The following is a 15,989-nucleotide window of genomic DNA, read 5'->3' as shown; positions in this document are numbered from 1 at the left end:
CCCGCCTCAGGCACCGGGGGGCAACTCGAGCCCGAGGCGCCGCAGGTCCGCCGGCTCGTCGGCGTCGCACAGGTCCAGCTCTGCCGCGATGCCGCCCCAGCACGGCGCGCCGAGCCGCTCGACGCGTGCATCGGCGCTGAACCGGCGCAGCGACCGCTCGCCGTGCGCGAGCGACGCGGCGGCCTCGTCGAGGGCAGTCCTGCTCCAGCGGGCGCACAGCGGCTGCACCCGACCCCCGACGAGCGGGGCAGCGCTGCCCTGTCCGGGCCAGGTCGCGAGGAACCGGAGGAACGCGACGGGGACCCTCGGCAGGTCGCAGGCGAGGACGAGCACCGGCCCGTCGTGTCCGGCGGCGCGCAGCGCACGAGCCCCGGCGACGATCGCCGCGAGGGGACCCGACCCCGCCGGCTCCTCGAGCACGTGCGGCAGGGCGGTCCGTCCCGGCCCGACCTCGAGGGCGACGGCCACGACGGCGGCGAGGCGCGCCGCGAGCTCCTCCCCGAGGGTCGATCCTGCGAGCGGGAGGCTCGCCTTGTCGAAGCCCATCCGCCGGCTCGAGCCGCCGGTGAGGAGCATCCCAGCGACGCCGGGCACGGGGCGATCCCCCCGAGGGGGCGCAGCGCTCACGACGCGCCGTCGGCCGACCGACCGTGGCGCGCCACGCCGAGGTCGGTCGTGCCGTAGCCGGGCAGCTGGGCGAGCTGGGCGCGTAGCCACGCGGAGGCGAGGACCTCGGCGAGGGCGATCCGCTCGGGCGAGGACGGGCCGTCGTCGCGCACCACGAGGTCGAAGCGCTCCTCGGTCCGGGGGAGGAAGCGCAGGCCGTAGGCGAGGGCGGCGGGCTCGTGCGCGACGCCGGCGTCGGCCAGGCCGGCGGCGATCGCGGCGGCGACCTCGAGGTGGCCGGCGACGTGCGTCTCGTAGCCGGGGAGCGCGCTCGGCTCGATCCGGAGCGCCTCGCGCTCGCGCTCGAGGACGGCGCGCGCCTCGGAGCCGGGCTCGCGGTTCGCGAGGCGCAGCCGCCGGCGCGCGACGTCCCCGAGGTCGGCGATGTCGCTCCCGGCTCGCTCGCCGAGCACGATGCCCTGGCGCCAGGTGGTGAAGCCGTAGGCGCGCCAGGCGCTGCCGAGGTAGGCGTCGGGAGCGCTCGTGTTGTAGCCGCGCCCGTCCGGGTCGCGCCGGTGGATCCCAGCGGCGTGGACGTGCCCGGCGGCGAGCAGCTCGAGGGCGCGCCCGCTCCCGCACGCCCACCACAGCAGGCCGAGCGGCGGATCGCGCCGGGCGAGCGGCGTGGCGAGCAGGGCGAGGGCAGGGTCACAGCCCGCCACGACGACGGTCGGCTGGGGCGGCCCGAGCGGGTGGACCCGCGCCGGCTCCTCGGCGAGGAGGCCGTCGGCGGGCGCGAACCCGACGGCGCGCCCGGTGGCGCCGTCGAGGGGTGCCGCGAGGAGCGCACCGCCGACGGAAGCGAGCCCGACGCGTGCCCCCCGCTCGCCGAGCTCCTCGAGGGGGACGACCGAGACGGCCGCCGGCGCGGCGCGCTCGCCGAAGAGCTCCTCCACGCTGGCGCCGAGCGCCTGCGCGAGGCGCAGCGCGCTGCGCAGCGAGGGGTCCGCGCTCCCGCGCTCGATCGCCGCGACGGCCTGCCGCGTGATGCCGGCGAGGGAGGCGAGCTGGCGCTGGGACAGCGAGCGAGCGCAGCGAGCCTCGCGCAGCCGCTGCCCGGCGTCGCGCCGCTCGCGGCCAGCCTGGCTCGGGCCCTCGCTCACGAGGGCGTCGCTCCTGCCGTGGTCGTGGCGGTGCGCGAGCCGCTGCGTGGCTCCCAGGCCGTGCGAGCGCGCCGCGCGCGCCGAGGAGGCGGTCGGCCGTCCTGCGCGGCTCGCCGGAGTGCCGGCGCGATCGGGTGGGCACCGGGCGTCACGGCGCGCCCGAGGCGGCCGGCGGCTCGGACGCGCCCGGGCGCGCTCGCCGCCTCTGCCGTGCGGCCCGCGACGGCGCCGCGCAGGGGCTCGCCGGATGCGAGGCCGGTGCGACCCGTCGGACGGGAGGGGCTCACGACGGCACCGCCTCGGAGGCGAGCAGCCTCCCATCCTCCCCGTAGACAGGGGGGGCGATCGGCGTGAAGCGGATTTCGTTCCCGGCAGGGGGCTCGTCGACGCGCAGGGTCACCGCCGTCCCGTGCACGGCGACGGCGAGCTCGAAGCGCGCGCCGGACGGTCGCAGGGACCGCAGCTCGCCGATGAGGGTCGGCCCACGCTCGGGGTGGTGGCCGAGGAGGACGAGGTCGGGGTGGACGGCGAGGAAGCACCCCCCGCCCGCGAGCGGTGCGAAGGATCGGTAGCCGACGAGGGCGGCGACGCGGCGCGTCGCCGGGGCACGCACGAGGGCGGCCGGCTCGTCGACCTGGAGCACCTGCCCACGGTCGATGACGGCGACCCGATCGGCCACGAACTGCGCCTCGGCGAGGTCGTGCGCGGCGACGAGCGTCGGCAGCTGCCGCTCGGCGGCGGCTTCGAGGATCACCTCGGAGACGACGCGCTTCGCCTCCTCGTCGAGCCCGTCGTAGGGCTCGTCGAGCGCGAGCGCCGCTGGCGCCGCGGCGAGGAGGCGAGCGAGCGCGACGCGGCGGCGCTGGCCGGCAGAGAGGGCGAGCGGCGAGGCGGCGAGGAGCTCGCCGATGCGGAGGCGGGACGCGAGCGCGGCGACGCTGGAGCGATCGGCCGCGCCGTAGGCGAGGTTGGCAGCGACGCTGAGGTGTGGGAAGAGCGCGGGGTCGTGGCGCAGGAGGCCGATGCGTCGCCGCCAGGTCGGCACGCTGCGCGCGGGCTCGGTCGTGGCGAGGAGGCGACCGCCGAGCGACACGCGGCCGCGCCGGGGGTGCACGAGCCCGGCGATGGTCTCGAGCACGGTCGTCTTGCCGGCGCCCGAGGGCCCGAACAGCGCCAGACGCTCGCCCGGTGCGACGCGCAGCGCGACCGAGACCGCGAAGTCTCGGCGCTCAACGGTGAAGTCGGCCTCGAGCACGGGCGCTGTAGGCGTAGGCGGCGATCGGCAGGGGGAGCGCGACGACGAGGAGCACGAGCGCGAAGGGGAGCGCGGAGGCGAGCCCGGTCTCCTGGAGGGTCGTCCAGATCTGCAGGGGCAGGCCGAAGGGGTGGTAGGCGACGATGACGACGGCGCCGAAGGCGCCCATGGCGCGGGCCCAGGCGAAGGCGAGGGCCGCCGCCAGGCCGGGCGCGGCGAGCGGGAGGGTGACCCGGGCGAGGACGCGCCAGGGAGGGTCGCCGAGCAGCGCCGCCTGCTCCTCGAGGCGGCGGTCGGCGGCACGGAAGGCTGCCTGCGCGCCGAGCACGTAGTAGGGCGCGGACTCGTACACCTGGGCGACGACGAGGGCGAGGAAGGTGTTCGTCGCGCTGAGGTGCACCCGGGCGAGGGCGTGCCCGGCGGGCGTCGCCGGGCCGAGCATGAAGACGAGCAGCAAGCCGATGACGAGGGGTGGCAGCAGCAGCAGTGCGAGGACGCCGGTCTCGAGCACGCGGGCGAAGGGGAGGCGTCCCCGAGCGAGGAGGAAGGCGAGCGGCGTGCCGAGCCCGACGAGCACCGCGAGGGTGAGGGCGCCCGACTCGAGCGAGACGACGAGGGGGGTCAGCGCGCCCGGGGCGCTGAGCGCTCGGCCGATGGCTGCAGGCGACAGCTCGCCGAGGAGGGTGAGGATCGGGCCGACGAGGACGACCCACACCACGATGGCCGCGAGCGCCCCCGCCGTCGCCTGCAGGTGGTCGAGGCGCTCGCGCCGCGCCGGCGCGCCGAGCGCCGCCTCAGCGGGCGAGCGCACGGCGTACCACCGCCGGGACGGCGCGCACGGGCCCGACGACCACGGGGCGCGTCAGCGTGTAGCCGAAGGATCGCACGGCTCGTCGCCCGGCGTTCGACAGGAGGTAGGCCACGAACGCGGCCGCGGCCGGCGCGGCGGGGCGGCCGATGACCGTCACGTCGAGGCTGATGGGCTGGCCGTGGACGACCGCCCCGTCCGCGAGCCGGAGCGAGGCGGTCGAGTACAGCGAGGCGAGCCTCGGGTCCCCGAGGTTGACCTCGGTCGGCAGCGGCACGTACGGCAGGTGCAGCGCGCGCGCCTCGGGCAGGTAGGCGCTCGCGGCGTCGAGCTGACCTGCCTGGAGCCGGGCCTCGAGGCCCACCTCGTCGAAGATCTCGGCGGAGTCGCCCGAGCCGGGAGCCGGCGCACGCAGGATCCTCCGGACGATGCCGCCCTCGAGGCCGGCGCGCCGCTGCGCGAGCTCGAGCATCTCGACGAAGGCCGCTCCCTGCGGATCGACGTTCGGGTCGGTCCGGCCCAGCCGGAAGGAGGGCGACGCGAGGAGGACGAGGAGCTGACGGAGCGTCCCGCGACCGCGCGCGATCGCCGCGAGCCGGGTGGCGAACGGGCTCGCCGGGTTGTAGGCGAGGACGAGGGGGCAGGAGGCGAAGCGGACGAGCCAGCGCGTCAGACGGGGCTCGAGCGAGACGATGGGGCCCGGGCCGACGCTCTCGAAGACGTTGGCGCTGATGGCGCCGGCGGCGATCTCGGCCGCGAGCGCGTCGGCTCCCGCGCCGCGACCCTCGTAGCCGTAGCCCGTGGCGCGGGAGAAGGCGGGTCCGAGCACCCGCTCGTTGAGCAGGGTGAGGGAGCCCGCGTAGGCGACCTCGGCGACTCCTCGACGGGCGGACGCGTTCGCTGCCGGTCCGAGCGCGGGCGACGCCGCGAGGACGGCGATCGCTGCGGCGGTTCGCAAGCGCCGCCGGCGGTGGCGCCCCATTTACGCAATCGTAGCTGCCGTGCAGCAATCAGTGCTTGCCCGGCGTTCCGGCTCAACCCTCGGTGGCGGTCGCGTCGGCCGGGTCGGCGCAGCCCGGCTGGCCGTCACGAGCGACCGTTCCGTCCGCCCGCCGCAGCCACGCGCCGCTCCGACCGCCGGTCTTGTGCCAGACGGCGAGGTCGTCGAGGACGAGGGTGTCGTCGAGGTGGCGGCACGCCTGGTAGACGGTGAGGGCGGCGACGGCGCAGGCGGTGAGCGCCTCCATCTCGACGCCCGTGCGGTCCAAGGCGTCGACCGCGGCCTCGATCCCGACGCCGTGCTCGGCGGGGCCGAACTCGACCGCGACCTCGCCCAGCAGGAGGGGGTGGCAGAGCGGGACGAGCTCGTCGGTCCGCTTGGCGGCGAGCACCGCGGCCGTGCGCGCTGCGCCGAGGACGTCTCCGGTCGGGAGCTCGCCGCCCAGTACCCGGCGCGCCGTGTCGGGCGACATCCGCAGCAGCGCGCGGGCGACGGCACGTCGGCGCGTCGGCCGCTTCGCGGTGACGTCGACCATCCGGGCGTTGCCCGCCGCGTCGAGGTGGGTCAGCTCCGGGCCGGGCATGCCGGAGTGTACCGAGGGGCGCGGTGGCAGGGCGGAGCGGCCCGTCGGCCCCGGCGCCGGTCGGCGCGGCTGGCCCTGCGCGGCAGCTCGCCGGCGAGGTGCGTCCCGCCCCCGGGGCGCGAGCGCGCCGGCGCCTGGTGGTGCCGCACGAGGGCCGGGAGAACAGTACGGCTCGCCCCGTTTCGCGCGGGCGCGCCAGGGTAGGGGTCGCGCGTGGTCCGGCGCAGGGGATCGTCCGCGAACGGGCGCACCGGGTCGCGCCGTGGTCTCGCCCTCGCGCTGGCGCTCGCGGGTGCAGGTCCGCTGCTCGTCGTCGGGCTCGGCACCGCCACGCCCGCGCGTCCGAGCCGACGCGACGGGCTGTTCGCCGGCGAGATGCTCGCCGAGCTGCGCACGGTCCGGCACGCGCCGATCCGACCGCGCGCCGACTGCGCGGCGCTCGCCATCTCGGTGCCCGCCTACGTCCTCGGCTGCCGTGCCGGCGAGCGTGCCTTCACGCGTGCCTGGGCAGCGCCGGCGGACCCGCGCGCACCGACGGCGCGCGTCCGTCCCGGCCGGTGAGCGAGGGCGACGTCCGCCCCGGCGCGTTCGCCGCTAGCCTCGTTCGCATCGCCCGCGTCATCCTCCGCCGTCTGGCGCCTGCCGCCGTGCGCGCCCACCACGTGGGCGAGGTGGTGCTCGCCATGCCCTCGATCAGGTCGTTCGCTCGCCACGCGGTGCCGATGCTCCTCGAGGGTGTCCTCGGGCCCTTCGCGGTGTTCTACGGGGTGCTCTCGCTCGCCGGCTACCGCGGTGCGATCGTCGCCGCCCTGGCCTGGTCGGCGGCGGCGATGGTGCGCCGCCTGAAGCGGCGGGAGCCCGTGTCGGGCCTCCTCGTCTTCGGCCTGGCGGCCCTGCTCGTCCGCACGGCGGTCGCCTACGTGACCGGGAGCGCCCTCCTCTACTTCCTCCAGCCCGCCGCGGGGACCGGCATCGTGGCGCTCGCCTTCCTCGCCTCGGCGCTCGCCAAGCGGCCGCTCGCGCAGCGCCTGGCGCAGGACTTCTGCCCCCTCGACCCGCTGCTCGTCGCCCGCGCCGGCGTGCGGCGCTTCTTCATCCACATCTCGTTCCTCTGGTCCGTCGTACTCCTCGCGAACGCCGGAGCCGTCGCGCTCCTCCTGTTCACGTCGTCGCTGCGGGCGTTCGTCCTCGAGCGAGCCGCCGTCACCTGGGGGCTCCTCGTGCTGGGCGTCGCGGTGTCGGTGTGGTGGTTCGTGCGCGCCATGCGGGGCGAGGGCATCACCGTCACCTGGGGCGCCCGTCGAGCACCGGCAGAGGTCCCGGCCGACTGACGCGACCGCGCCGGTCGGCTCAGCGGCACATCGGCGGCACGACGTAGCCGCCGCAGACCTCGGCGAGGAGCTCGGCGAAGCGGATCGCCCCCAGGTCGCCGCCGATCGGCGCCACCACCTGGACGCCGACGGGCAGGCCCGACCTCGACAGTCCGGCCGGCGCGGCCACGACCGGGAGGTGCGCGACGCCCGTGCCACCCGTCCAGGCAAGGCCCTCGAAGTAGGGCCGTGCCGCGCCGTTGACGATCGTGGCGCGCTGGCGGCGGTCCGGGGTGTGGTCGTGGGGGAAGGCGACGGTGGGGGCGACCGGACAGAGCACGACGTCGACCGTCTCGAACAGGCGTGCCCAGCCGGCCTTCAGCCCCTCCTGCCGCCGCAGGGCGTCCGCGAGCGGCAGGCGGCCCGGGTCGAAGCCGATGGGAGGGACGATGCGGAAGAGCACCTCGGTCGCCTCGGCGAGCAGGCAGGGCCGGACCTCCTCGAGGCGCACCCCGGCGCCCTCGAGGGCGCGTACGGCGGCGCCGAGGACGTCGAGGACCTCCTGGTCGACGGGGAAGTCGGGGTCGGCGAGCCAGACGCCGACCCGGTACTCCTCGAGACGACGCGCCGCTCGCGGCGGTCGCAGCTCGCGCCGGCCGGCGAGCACCTGGAGCAGGACCTCGAGGTCCCTCGGCCCGCGGGCGAGCGGACCGAAGACGTTGATGTCGAGGTCGCGAGTCGTGCCGCCCGACGCGTCGCGCAGGTAGCCGAGCTGGGGCACGACCCCCCAGGTGGGCTTCAGGCCGTAGACGCCGCAGAACGCGGACGGGATCCGGATCGAGCCGAGCATGTCGGTGCCGAGCTCCATCACGGTCATCCCGGTGGCGGTCGCCACGGCGGCGCCGCCCGAGGAGCCCCCGCTGGTGCGGCCGGGGTCGAAGGGGTTCACGGTCACGCCGAACAGGTCGTTGTAGGTCTGCGAGTCGGTGGCGAACGCGGGCACGTTCGTCTTGCCGAGGATGATCGCTCCCGCCTCCCGCAGCCGGGCGACGGCGGGCGCGTCCTCCCGGGGGAGGTGGTCGGCGAGCTGCACGGCGCCGCTGGTCGATCGCAGGCCGGCCGTCTCGATCGCGTCCTTCACGGTCATCGGGATGCCCTCGAGCGGGCGGCAGCGCTCGCCGCGAGCACGCCTCGCGTCGGCGTCGGCAGCGGCGCGCGCCGCGCCCGCTGCGTCGAGGGTCACGACCGCGTTCAGCGCGGGGTTGTGCCGCTCGATGCGAGCGAGGACGCTCGCGAGGAGCTCGCGGGCGCTGAGCTCGCGCGCGGCGAGCGCGGCCGTCGTCGCCACGAGCGTGGCGAGGGCCGGGTCGTTCTCCGTCTCCATCGGCCAGCTCCCGTGCTCACGTCGGGCCCGGCGCGACCTGCGTGGCCTCGCCGAGTGTCTCGGATGGTGAGTATCCTTCACGAGCAATGAGATGTCGCCGCGCCGACCGGGCGCCGGTTCGTGCCCGCGGCACCGGGCGGGCCGGGGGGAGCGGGCGTTGAAGGCCGTCGTCCAGCACGCCTTCGGTGGCGTGGACGTGCTGGCCTACGAGGACGTCGAGGACCCGGCCCTCGGGCCGGGCGACGTCCTCGTGCGCGTCGAGGCGGCCGCCCTGAACCGCCTCGACGTCCTGCAGCGGCAGGGCCCACCGCTGCTGCCGGGCTTCCGGCTCCCGCACATCGCCGGCATGGACGTGGCCGGCACGATCGTGGCGGCCGGCGAGCTCGCCGGAGGGCGCGTCGGGGAGCGGGTCGTCGTCAACCCGGCGCTCCAGTGCGGCACCTGCCCGGCCTGCAAGGAGGGCGACGACGGTCTGTGCCCGAACGTGCGGGTCGTCGGAGGTACCGTCCCGGGCGGCTACGCCGAGCTGTGCTCGGTCCCGGCAGACCACGCGTTCGCGCTGCCCGAGGGCGTCAGCGCCGAGGAGGCGGCGACGATCCCGACGGTGTTCTCGACGGCCTGGCACGCCCTCGTCACCGTCGGGCGCCTCCAGGCGGGCGAGACCCTCCTCGTCCACGGCGCGGGGAGCGGCGTCACGATCGCCGCGATCCAGCTCGCGAAGCGGCTCGGGGCGCGCGTCGTCGCCAGCGCGACCTCCGAGCGCAAGCTCGAGCTGGCGCGCGAGCTCGGCGCGGACGTCGTCGTCAACAACCGCACCGGCGACGTCGTGGCGGCGTGTCGCGAGGCGACCGAGGGACGCGGCGCCGACATCGCCCTCGACCACGTGGGGCCCGCCCTCTTCCAGGCCACGATCGAGGCGCTGCGGCCGAGGGGACGCCTCGCGTTCTGCGGCACGACGACCGGGGAGCTGGCGACCTTCAACCTGCCCTACGCCTACCACTTCGGCATCTCCCTCCTCGGCGTCGACCCCTACCGCGCCACCGAGTTCGCTGACATGCTGGCCTTCTACTGGGGCGCCGGGTTCGTGCCGGTGATCGACAGCACCTTCCCGCTCGCGCAGGCGGCCGACGCCCAGCGCCGGATGGAGTCCGGCGAGGCAGCGGGGAAGATCCTCCTCCTCCCGTGACGGCGGGTGCGAGCCCGACCGGGCCGCTCGACGCCGCCTCCCCGGCTCCGATCTGGCGCCTGATCCAGGGGCTGACCGCCTACTTCAGCGTCGTGGCCGGCGACGAGCTCGGGGTCTTCGCGGCCCTCGCCGACGGCCCGGCCTGCCCCGCCGTGCTGGCTCGGCGCTGCGGCGCGCACGAGGGTCGCCTGGCCTCGCTGCTCGACGGCCTCGTCGCGGCGGGAGTCCTGGAGCGCGACGGGGAGCGCTACGCGCTCACGCCGACGGCGGCCGCGTACCTAGTCCCCGGCCCGGGCTACCTCGGCGCCCTCCTGCGCACCTCGCCGGGACCGCTCGAGAACTGGCCGGCGCTCGCCGCGACCGTGCGCGGCGCGCCGCCGCCGCGCGACGTCGGCGCGGACGGCTCGTTCCACGCCGAGCTCGTGCGAGCCACCTTCCCGGCCCAGCTCGCCGCGGCGCGTGCCACGGTGCGCGAGCTGGACCTGCGGCCGGCGCGCACGGCCGCACGGATCCTCGACCTCGGTGCCGGCGGGGCGCCGTGGACCATCGCGCTCCTCGAGGCGTGGCCGGGCGCCACCGCCGTCGTGAACGACCTCCCCCCGGTCGCCGAGGTCGCTGCCGAGAAGCTCGCCGCGGCGGGCCTGCAGGCTCGGGCGTCGATCCTCGAGGGCAGCTACTTCGAGGTCGGCCTCGAGGCGGACGCGTTCGACGTCGTGGTGCTGGCCCACGTCTGCCGCGCCGAGGGCGAGGCCGGGGCGCGCCGCCTCGTCGCCAGGGCAGCCCGCGCCCTCTGCCCAGGGGGCGAGCTGCTGCTCGCGGACTACCCGGTCGACGAGGACGGCCGGGGCCCGGCCCAGGCGCAGCTGCTGGGGGTGACGATGACGGCGAACACGCGCCAGGGTCGCGCCTTCACCTGGTCGCAGGCGCGGGCCTGGGCCGAGGACGCGGGGCTGGGCGCGCTCCGGGTCGCCGCCCCGCTGCCGCCGACGTCGGTGCTCCTCGCACGCAAGGGAGGCTGAGGTGGAACGGATCGGAGACGCTGGCCGCGCGAGCGGCGAGGCAGGGCAGGGCGCGACGGAGGTGGACGTCCTCGTCACCGGCGCGCTCGTCGTGACGATGGACGAGCGGCGCGAGGTGCTCGAGGACGGCGCCGTCGCCATCGCCGGCGACCGCATCGCCGCCGTCGGCAAGAGCGCCGAGCTCGCCCGGGCGTTCCGTGCGCGAGAGGTGATCGACGGCTCTCGCTTCGTCGTCACCCCGGGACTCGTGAACACCCACATCCACGTCACGGGCGAGCCGCTCACCCGCGGGTTCGTCCCCGACGACACGCCCTTCGAGGAGAACGTCTTCACCTGGCTGTGCCCGCTGTACGCGAGCTACACCGAGGAGGACGAGCGGCTGTCGGCCCAGCTCGCTGCGGCGGAGATGCTGCGCTCCGGGACGACGTCGTTCATCGAGGCGGGCACGATCCGCTTCGTCGACGCCGTGGTCGAGGCCCTGCGCGAGACGGGGATCCGAGGGCGCGTCGGACGGTGGATCTGGGACCTCCCGCCGGAGCCCGCCGTCTACCGTCAGACGACGCGCGAGGCGATCGCGCACCTCGAGTCCGACCTCGAGCGCTTCGCTGCGGGGGACCGAGAGCTCGTCGAGGCCTGGTCGATGGTCGTGGGCCACACGACCTGCAGCGACGAGCTCTGGCGCGCGGCGCGCGGGCTCGCCACCGAGCGCGGCACCGGGCTCAACTTCCACATGTCGCCAGCGGCGATGGACCCCAAGGGCTTCCTCGAGTCCTTCGGGGAGCGCCCCATGGTCCACCTGGATCGCCTCGGCGTCCTCGGGCCGGACGTCGTCATGGCCCACTGCGTCCACGTCGACGACGCCGAGCTCGCGCTGATGGCGAGGCGCGGGGTCAGCGTCGCCCACTGCCCGACGACCGCCCTCAAGGTCGCCTACGGCGTTACCCAGATCGGCAAGATCCCGGAGATGCTCGAGCTCGGGATCAACGTGGCGATCGGCACCGACGGCAACAACGCGTCGAACTACTCGGACCTCCTGCGTGCCACCTACCTCGTCGCGGGGCTCTTCAAGGACGCGCGCACGGATCCCCGGATGATCCCCGCCGAGACCGCGTTCGAGATGGCGACGCTCGGCGGGGCGCGGGCGATGCGGCTCGCGCACGAGATCGGCTCGCTCGAGGCGGGCAAGCAGGCGGACCTCGTGCTGCACGAGCGCAGCCGTCCGGAGTGGACGCCGCTACTCAACGTGGCGAACCAGCTCGTCTACTCGGCCGACGGGCGCTCCGTACACACGGTCTTCGTCGCCGGGCGCAAGGTCGTCGACGGCTACCGGCTGACGACGATCGACGAGGGTGCCCTCTACGAGGCCGCCCAGCGGGCGGGGGAGGCGATCGTGCGGCGCTCGGGGCTGCCGGTTCGGCGCAAGTGGCCGGTCATCTGACGCGGTCAGGGCGCGACGGCACGCACACGAGGCGCGCCCCGTAGGCGGGGCGCGCCGCCTCGGGCAGGCCGTCGTCGGTGAGGATCCGCTCGAAGCGCTCGAGCGGTGCGACGGGGGCGAGCGCGCGGCGCCCGAACTTCGAGCTGTCGGCGAGCACGGCGCAGCGCTCCGCGGCGTCGATCATCGCCTGCTTGAGGGGTACCTCGAGGGTGTTGAGGTTGGTCACCCCGGCCTCGGCGTCGATCGCGTCGGCGCCGAGGAACGCCCAGTCGGCGCGCAGGCCGGCGACGCCCGCGAGCGCGAGCGGTCCGGCGAGGGTGAACACCGAGTCGATGAGCTGCCCCCCGACGACGAGGAGGCGCACGCCGCGGCGGGTCGCGAGCTCGAGCGCGATCTGGAGGTCGTTCGTCGCGACGGTGAGCTCGCGCCTGCCGGCGAGCGCTCGCGCGAGCGCGAGCGTCGTCGAGCCGCTGTCGAGGATGAGGGAGGCCCCGTCGTCGACCAACGCCGCGGCCGCCTCGGCGATGGCGGCCTTCTCGGCGACGCGCCGGGTGCGCTTCACGTCGTAGGGGACCTCGAGCGCGCCGTCGGCGTCCACGGGGAGGGCGCCGCCGTGGGCCCGCTGCACGAGGCCCGCTCGCGCCAGGGCGTCGAGGTCGCGCCGCACCGTCGAGGCGTCGACGGCGAGGTCGCGTGCCAGCCGGCCCGCCTCGACGTAGCCGTCGCGTCGGAGCCGGCCGAGGATCTCGCGACGGCGCTGCTCGGCGATCATCGCCGACCGCGGTCCCGGTTGACGCTCACGCCTCCCCATGCTAGACGTGGCGCATGGAAACGAGCGATAGCGTGCAGGGACGTGCACGAGGAGACCGATTCGTGCCGGGCGCCCGCTTCCGGGCGCTCTTCGGCTCGACCCGCAAGCCGCTGATCGCCATGGCGCACATCCCCGCGCTGCCGGGGACGCCGCTGTACGACGCGGACGAGGGCATCGCGGGGCTCGTCGCCGCGGTCCGCCGCGACGTGGCGGTACTCGTCGACGCCGGCTTCGACGCGGTGCTCTTCTGCAACGAGAACGACCGTCCCTACGTCCTCGAGGCCGACCTCGTGGCTGCGGCGGTCATGGCCCGGGTGGTCGCGGAGTGCCGACCCGAGACGATCCCGTTCGGCGTCGACTACCTGTGGGACGCGCAGTGCGCGCTCGCGGCGGCGATCGCCACGGAGGCGGCGTTCCTGCGCGAGGTCGCGACCGGCGTGTACGAGTCGGACATGGGCCTGTGGGCCCCGAGCGCTGCGTCGCTCCTGCGGCGGCGGCGGGCGTTCGACGCCGGGCGCATCGCCGTGTTCATGAACGTCACGCCGGAGTTCGCGTCGAGCACCGGCACGCGCTCGGCGGCGGAGGCGGCGCGCTCGGTGGCGGTCTCGAGCCTGCCCGACGCCATCCTCGTCTCCGGGCCGATGGCCGGCGCCGAGCCTGCCCTCTCCACCCTCGCCCAGGTGCGCGAGGCGGTGCCGGCGGGCACGCCGGTCCTCGTCAACACCGGTGCCCGGGCAGACAACATCGCGGGGTTCCTCGAGGTCTGCGACGGCTGCATCGTCGGGAGCGCGCTGAAGGTCGACGGCTACACCTGGAACCCCGTCGACCCGGCCCGGGCCGCAGGGTTCGTCGCGGCCGCTCGGGGCGGCTAGCCGTGGGGTCCCTCCTGCTCGGCGTCGACCTCGGGACCACCGCGACGAAGGCGACGCTGCTCGACGCCGAGGCCGGGGTGCTCGCCGCCGCGAGCGAGGAGTCGCCGCTCGCCTCGCCGGCCGCGGGATGGGCCGAGGCGAGCACCGACCGCTGGTGGCGCAACGTGTGCCGCCTCGTGCCACGCGTCGCCGAGGCCGCCGGCGTCCACCCCCGGGAGATCGCGGGGGTGGCCTGCTCGGGCATGGTTCCGGCGGTCGTGGTCCTCGGCGAGGCGGGTTCGGCGCTGCGCCCGGCCATCCTGCAGAACGACGCCCGTGCCGCCGTCGAGATCGCCGAGGTGGCGGCGGCGCTCGAGGCGGTGGGCTTCGACGCGCTCGCCAGGACCGGCTCGGTGGTGTCCCAGCAGTCCGTCGCGCCCACCTGGCGCTGGCTCGTGCGTCACGAGCCGGAGGTGGCCGGCGCGGCGCGCCGCCTCGTCGGGTCCTACGACTGGCTGGCGATCGCCCTCGGCGCGCCGGCGCACGTGGAGGAGAACTGGGCCCTCGAGAGCGGGCTCTTCACGCTCGAGGGCAGCCCGGCGGCCCCGGTGCTCGAGGCGGCCGGCCTCGACCCGTCGCTGCTCGCACCCGTGCGCCGGCCCGCAGATCCCGTCGGGGAGGTGGGACGGGAGGCAGCGGCGGCGACCTCGCTCGCGGCCGGGACGGCGATCTACGTCGGCGGCGCCGACCACGTGCTCGCGGCCTTCGCGGCGGGCCTCGCCGAGGCCGGGGACTGGCTCGTCAAGCTCGGCGGCGCCGGCGACATCCTCGTGGTGAGCGACGAGCCCGTCGTCGACCGCCGCTGGTACCTCGACGCGCACCCCCTGCGCGGTCGCTGGCTCCCGAACGGCTGCATGGCCACCTCGGGGAGCCTGCTGCGCTGGGCGCAGCAGCTCTTCGGCGGCGTGGGTCTCGCCGAGCTCGACCGCGAGGCGTCGCAGGCCGAGCCGGCTCCGCTCATCTGCCTGCCGTACCTCCTCGGCGAGAAGTCCCCCCTGCACGACCCGGACCTGCGCGGCGCCTTCGTCGGCCTGCACCTCGGCCACGGCCGGGGCGAGCTCTTCCGTGCCTGCCTCGAGGCCGTCGCCTTCGGGTTCCGCCAGCACGTCGAGTGCTTCGAGGCGCGCCAGGTCGCCCTCGGCCAGGCACGGGTGAGCAACGGGGGCAGCGCGTCCTCCCTGTGGAAGCAGATCCTCGCCGACGTGCTCGGCACCGAGCTCGTCCCGATCCTGGACCACGGCGGCGCGGCGCTCGGCGCCGCGCTCGTCGCAGCGATCGGGGCCGGCGCCCTCGGCGCCGACGACGCGAGCCGGCGCTTCGTGTCCCTCGGCGAGCCGATCGCGCCGCAGTCGTGCCCGGCCTACGAGGAGGCGTACGCCGTCTTCCTCGAGCTGCAGGCGCTGCTCACGCCCGTGTCGCACCGTCTGGCGCGAAGGGGCCGGACGTGAGCGGCCTCGCGCTCGTGACCGGCGCCGGGTCGGGGATCGGCGCGGCGATCACGCTCGAGCTGGCCCGCCGCGGCTACCTCGCCGTCCCGACGGACCTCGACGCCGGTGCCGCCGCGGCGACGGCGGCCCGCTGTGGCGCTCCCGCCTCCTACCGCCTCGACGTCACCGACGCCGAGGCGGCGCGCACGGTGATCGCCGAGGCCACGGCGGCGCACGGCCCGCTCGAGGTGTTCGTGGCGAACGCCGGAGTGTCGCGCATGCGGCGCTTCCTCGACATCACCCCCGAGGAGCTCGAGCGGACGCTGGCGGTCAACCTGCGCGGCGTGTTCCTCTCGAGCCAGGCGGCCGCCCGCTCGATGGTGGCGGCCGGCCGCGGCGGGCGGATCGTCAACGTCGCCTCGATGGCCGGCAAGCAGGGGCGGGTGCCCTTCCTCGCCGACTACGTCGCCTCGAAGTTCGGCGTCGTGGGGCTCACCCAGGCGATGGCGTTCGAGCTCGCCGAGCACCAGATCCGCGTCAACAGCGTCTGCCCGGGCTACGTCCAGACGCCCATGCAGGAACGGGAGCTCGCGTGGGAGGCGGAGCTGCGCGCCACGACCGTCGACGCGGTGCGCGAGCTCTACGTCGCCGACACGCCGCTCGGCCGCCTCGAGACGCCCGAGGACGTGGCCCGAGTGGTCGCGTTCCTCGTGAGCGACGACGCCGCCTTCGTCACCGGCGAGGCGATCGCCGTGAACGGGGGAGCCTTCATGGACTAGCCGTCTTGGAATGCAAGATATCGTCCCGTAAAGCTTGAAGCTGGGGTGGGGACTTTGCTAGCGTGGGCACGAGCCCGGCTGGCGGGCGAGCGGCGAGCACGCAGGTGGGTAGGCGCCGTGAGCGTTATCGAGCTTCCAGGTCAGGCGGCCACGGGTGTGGCGGCGAGCTTCATCGACGAGGATCTCGAGGCGCGCATCTTCCGCGTCCATCGCGACGCCTTCCGCAGCCAGGCGGTCTTCGATCGGGAGCGCTCGCAGATCTGGAACCGCTGCTGGCTCTACCTCGGTCACGCGAGCGAGCTGCCGAAC

17 protein-coding genes are annotated in these 15,989 nt (G+C 75.9%); 9 read left to right on the top strand and 8 right to left on the bottom strand.

Translation table 11 applies throughout. The annotated features are described in order from the left end of the window. Positions 1-6 precede the first annotated feature (6 nt). The 6 genes from VKV23_06865 to moaC all read right to left on the bottom strand — a co-directional run bounded on the left by VKV23_06865 (position 7) and on the right by moaC (position 5,415). Positions 7-594 (bottom strand): NTP transferase domain-containing protein, encoded by a 588-nt coding sequence (locus VKV23_06865; protein ID HLI15755.1) that lies wholly within the window; start codon positions 592-594, stop codon positions 7-9. Between the two features lie 29 nt (positions 595-623). Continuing rightward, positions 624-1,769, bottom strand: coding sequence for a substrate-binding domain-containing protein (locus VKV23_06860; GenBank protein ID HLI15754.1), 1,146 nt, complete (start codon positions 1,767-1,769; stop codon positions 624-626). Positions 1,770-2,052: 283 nt separating this feature from the next. Further along, on the bottom strand, positions 2,053-3,024 hold the full coding sequence (locus VKV23_06855; GenBank protein ID HLI15753.1) for an ATP-binding cassette domain-containing protein: 972 nt from the start codon (positions 3,022-3,024) through the stop codon (positions 2,053-2,055). Continuing rightward, on the bottom strand, positions 2,999-3,835 hold the full coding sequence (locus VKV23_06850) for an ABC transporter permease subunit (protein ID HLI15752.1): 837 nt from the start codon (positions 3,833-3,835) through the stop codon (positions 2,999-3,001). The genes VKV23_06855 and VKV23_06850 overlap by 26 nt, the downstream gene beginning before the upstream one ends. Further along, positions 3,819-4,814 carry a substrate-binding domain-containing protein gene (locus VKV23_06845; GenBank protein ID HLI15751.1) on the bottom strand — a complete coding sequence of 332 codons (996 nt, stop codon included), beginning with the start codon at positions 4,812-4,814 and terminating at the stop codon, positions 3,819-3,821. The genes VKV23_06850 and VKV23_06845 overlap by 17 nt, the downstream gene beginning before the upstream one ends. 52 nt (positions 4,815-4,866) lie before the next feature. Beyond that, a complete protein-coding gene (gene moaC, locus VKV23_06840) occupies positions 4,867-5,415 on the bottom strand; it encodes a cyclic pyranopterin monophosphate synthase MoaC (protein ID HLI15750.1) in 549 nt (182 codons plus the stop codon). Positions 5,416-5,628: 213 nt separating this feature from the next. Between moaC and VKV23_06835 the strand changes: the two genes are divergently transcribed. After that, a complete protein-coding gene (locus VKV23_06835; GenBank protein HLI15749.1) occupies positions 5,629-5,976 on the top strand; it encodes a hypothetical protein in 348 nt (115 codons plus the stop codon). Continuing rightward, a complete protein-coding gene (locus VKV23_06830) occupies positions 5,973-6,746 on the top strand; it encodes a VC0807 family protein (GenBank protein ID HLI15748.1) in 774 nt (257 codons plus the stop codon). The genes VKV23_06835 and VKV23_06830 overlap by 4 nt, the downstream gene beginning before the upstream one ends. A gap of 19 nt (positions 6,747-6,765) precedes the next feature. Here VKV23_06830 and VKV23_06825 read toward each other — a convergent pair whose 3' ends face one another. Beyond that, positions 6,766-8,109 (bottom strand): amidase family protein, encoded by a 1,344-nt coding sequence (locus tag VKV23_06825; protein ID HLI15747.1) that lies wholly within the window; start codon positions 8,107-8,109, stop codon positions 6,766-6,768. A gap of 157 nt (positions 8,110-8,266) precedes the next feature. Here VKV23_06825 and VKV23_06820 point away from each other — a divergent pair, with 157 nt between their 5' ends. Genes VKV23_06820 through VKV23_06810 form a run of 3 tightly spaced genes read left to right on the top strand, consistent with a single transcriptional unit; the run spans position 8,267 to position 11,752 of the window. Then, the gene (locus tag VKV23_06820) at positions 8,267-9,295 is read left to right on the top strand and encodes a zinc-binding dehydrogenase (GenBank protein HLI15746.1); all 1,029 of its coding nucleotides are present in this window, start codon (positions 8,267-8,269) and stop codon (positions 9,293-9,295) included. Beyond that, entirely contained in the window at positions 9,292-10,314 is a 1,023-nt protein-coding gene (locus VKV23_06815; GenBank protein ID HLI15745.1) for a methyltransferase, read from the top strand. Before VKV23_06820 ends, VKV23_06815 begins: the two co-directional genes overlap by 4 nt. A gap of 1 nt (position 10,315) precedes the next feature. Next, complete coding sequence (locus tag VKV23_06810; GenBank protein HLI15744.1) at positions 10,316-11,752, top strand: amidohydrolase; 1,437 nt, start codon at positions 10,316-10,318, stop codon at positions 11,750-11,752. On the opposite strand, the gene VKV23_06805 is transcribed toward VKV23_06810, so the two are convergent. Next, complete coding sequence (locus VKV23_06805) at positions 11,745-12,524, bottom strand: DeoR/GlpR family DNA-binding transcription regulator (GenBank protein ID HLI15743.1); 780 nt, start codon at positions 12,522-12,524, stop codon at positions 11,745-11,747. The two genes, VKV23_06810 and VKV23_06805, sit on opposite strands and share 8 nt — an antisense overlap. A gap of 101 nt (positions 12,525-12,625) precedes the next feature. Between VKV23_06805 and VKV23_06800 the strand changes: the two genes are divergently transcribed. The 4 genes from VKV23_06800 to VKV23_06785 all read left to right on the top strand — a co-directional run. Further along, the gene (locus tag VKV23_06800) at positions 12,626-13,435 is read left to right on the top strand and encodes a BtpA/SgcQ family protein (protein HLI15742.1); all 810 of its coding nucleotides are present in this window, start codon (positions 12,626-12,628) and stop codon (positions 13,433-13,435) included. Between the two features lie 2 nt (positions 13,436-13,437). Beyond that, a complete protein-coding gene (locus VKV23_06795) occupies positions 13,438-14,922 on the top strand; it encodes an FGGY family carbohydrate kinase (GenBank protein HLI15741.1) in 1,485 nt (494 codons plus the stop codon). Continuing rightward, positions 14,919-15,680 carry an SDR family NAD(P)-dependent oxidoreductase gene (locus tag VKV23_06790; GenBank protein ID HLI15740.1) on the top strand — a complete coding sequence of 254 codons (762 nt, stop codon included), beginning with the start codon at positions 14,919-14,921 and terminating at the stop codon, positions 15,678-15,680. Before VKV23_06795 ends, VKV23_06790 begins: the two co-directional genes overlap by 4 nt. Before the next feature lie 117 nt (positions 15,681-15,797). Further along, on the top strand, positions 15,798-15,989 hold a 192-nt coding region (locus tag VKV23_06785; GenBank protein HLI15739.1), incomplete at its 3' end, for a hypothetical protein.

This window comes from Acidimicrobiales bacterium (assembly GCA_035294085.1).
Taxonomy (GTDB): domain Bacteria; phylum Actinomycetota; class Acidimicrobiia; order Acidimicrobiales; family Bog-793; genus DATGLP01.
The sequence above is the reverse complement of the archived record's forward strand: the minus strand, read 5'-3'. Positions and strand labels throughout refer to the sequence as shown.

What these genes read in the sequence shown, in the direction of transcription:
- VKV23_06845 (HLI15751.1), bottom strand. Translation starts at nt 4,814, where the DNA reads ATGGGGCGCCACCGCCGGCGGCGCTTGCGAACCGCCGCAGCGATCGCC.
- VKV23_06805 (HLI15743.1), bottom strand. Translation starts at nt 12,524, where the DNA reads ATGATCGCCGAGCAGCGCCGTCGCGAGATCCTCGGCCGGCTCCGACGC.
- VKV23_06825 (HLI15747.1), bottom strand. Translation starts at nt 8,109, where the DNA reads ATGGAGACGGAGAACGACCCGGCCCTCGCCACGCTCGTGGCGACGACG.
- moaC (HLI15750.1), bottom strand. Translation starts at nt 5,415, where the DNA reads ATGCCCGGCCCGGAGCTGACCCACCTCGACGCGGCGGGCAACGCCCGG.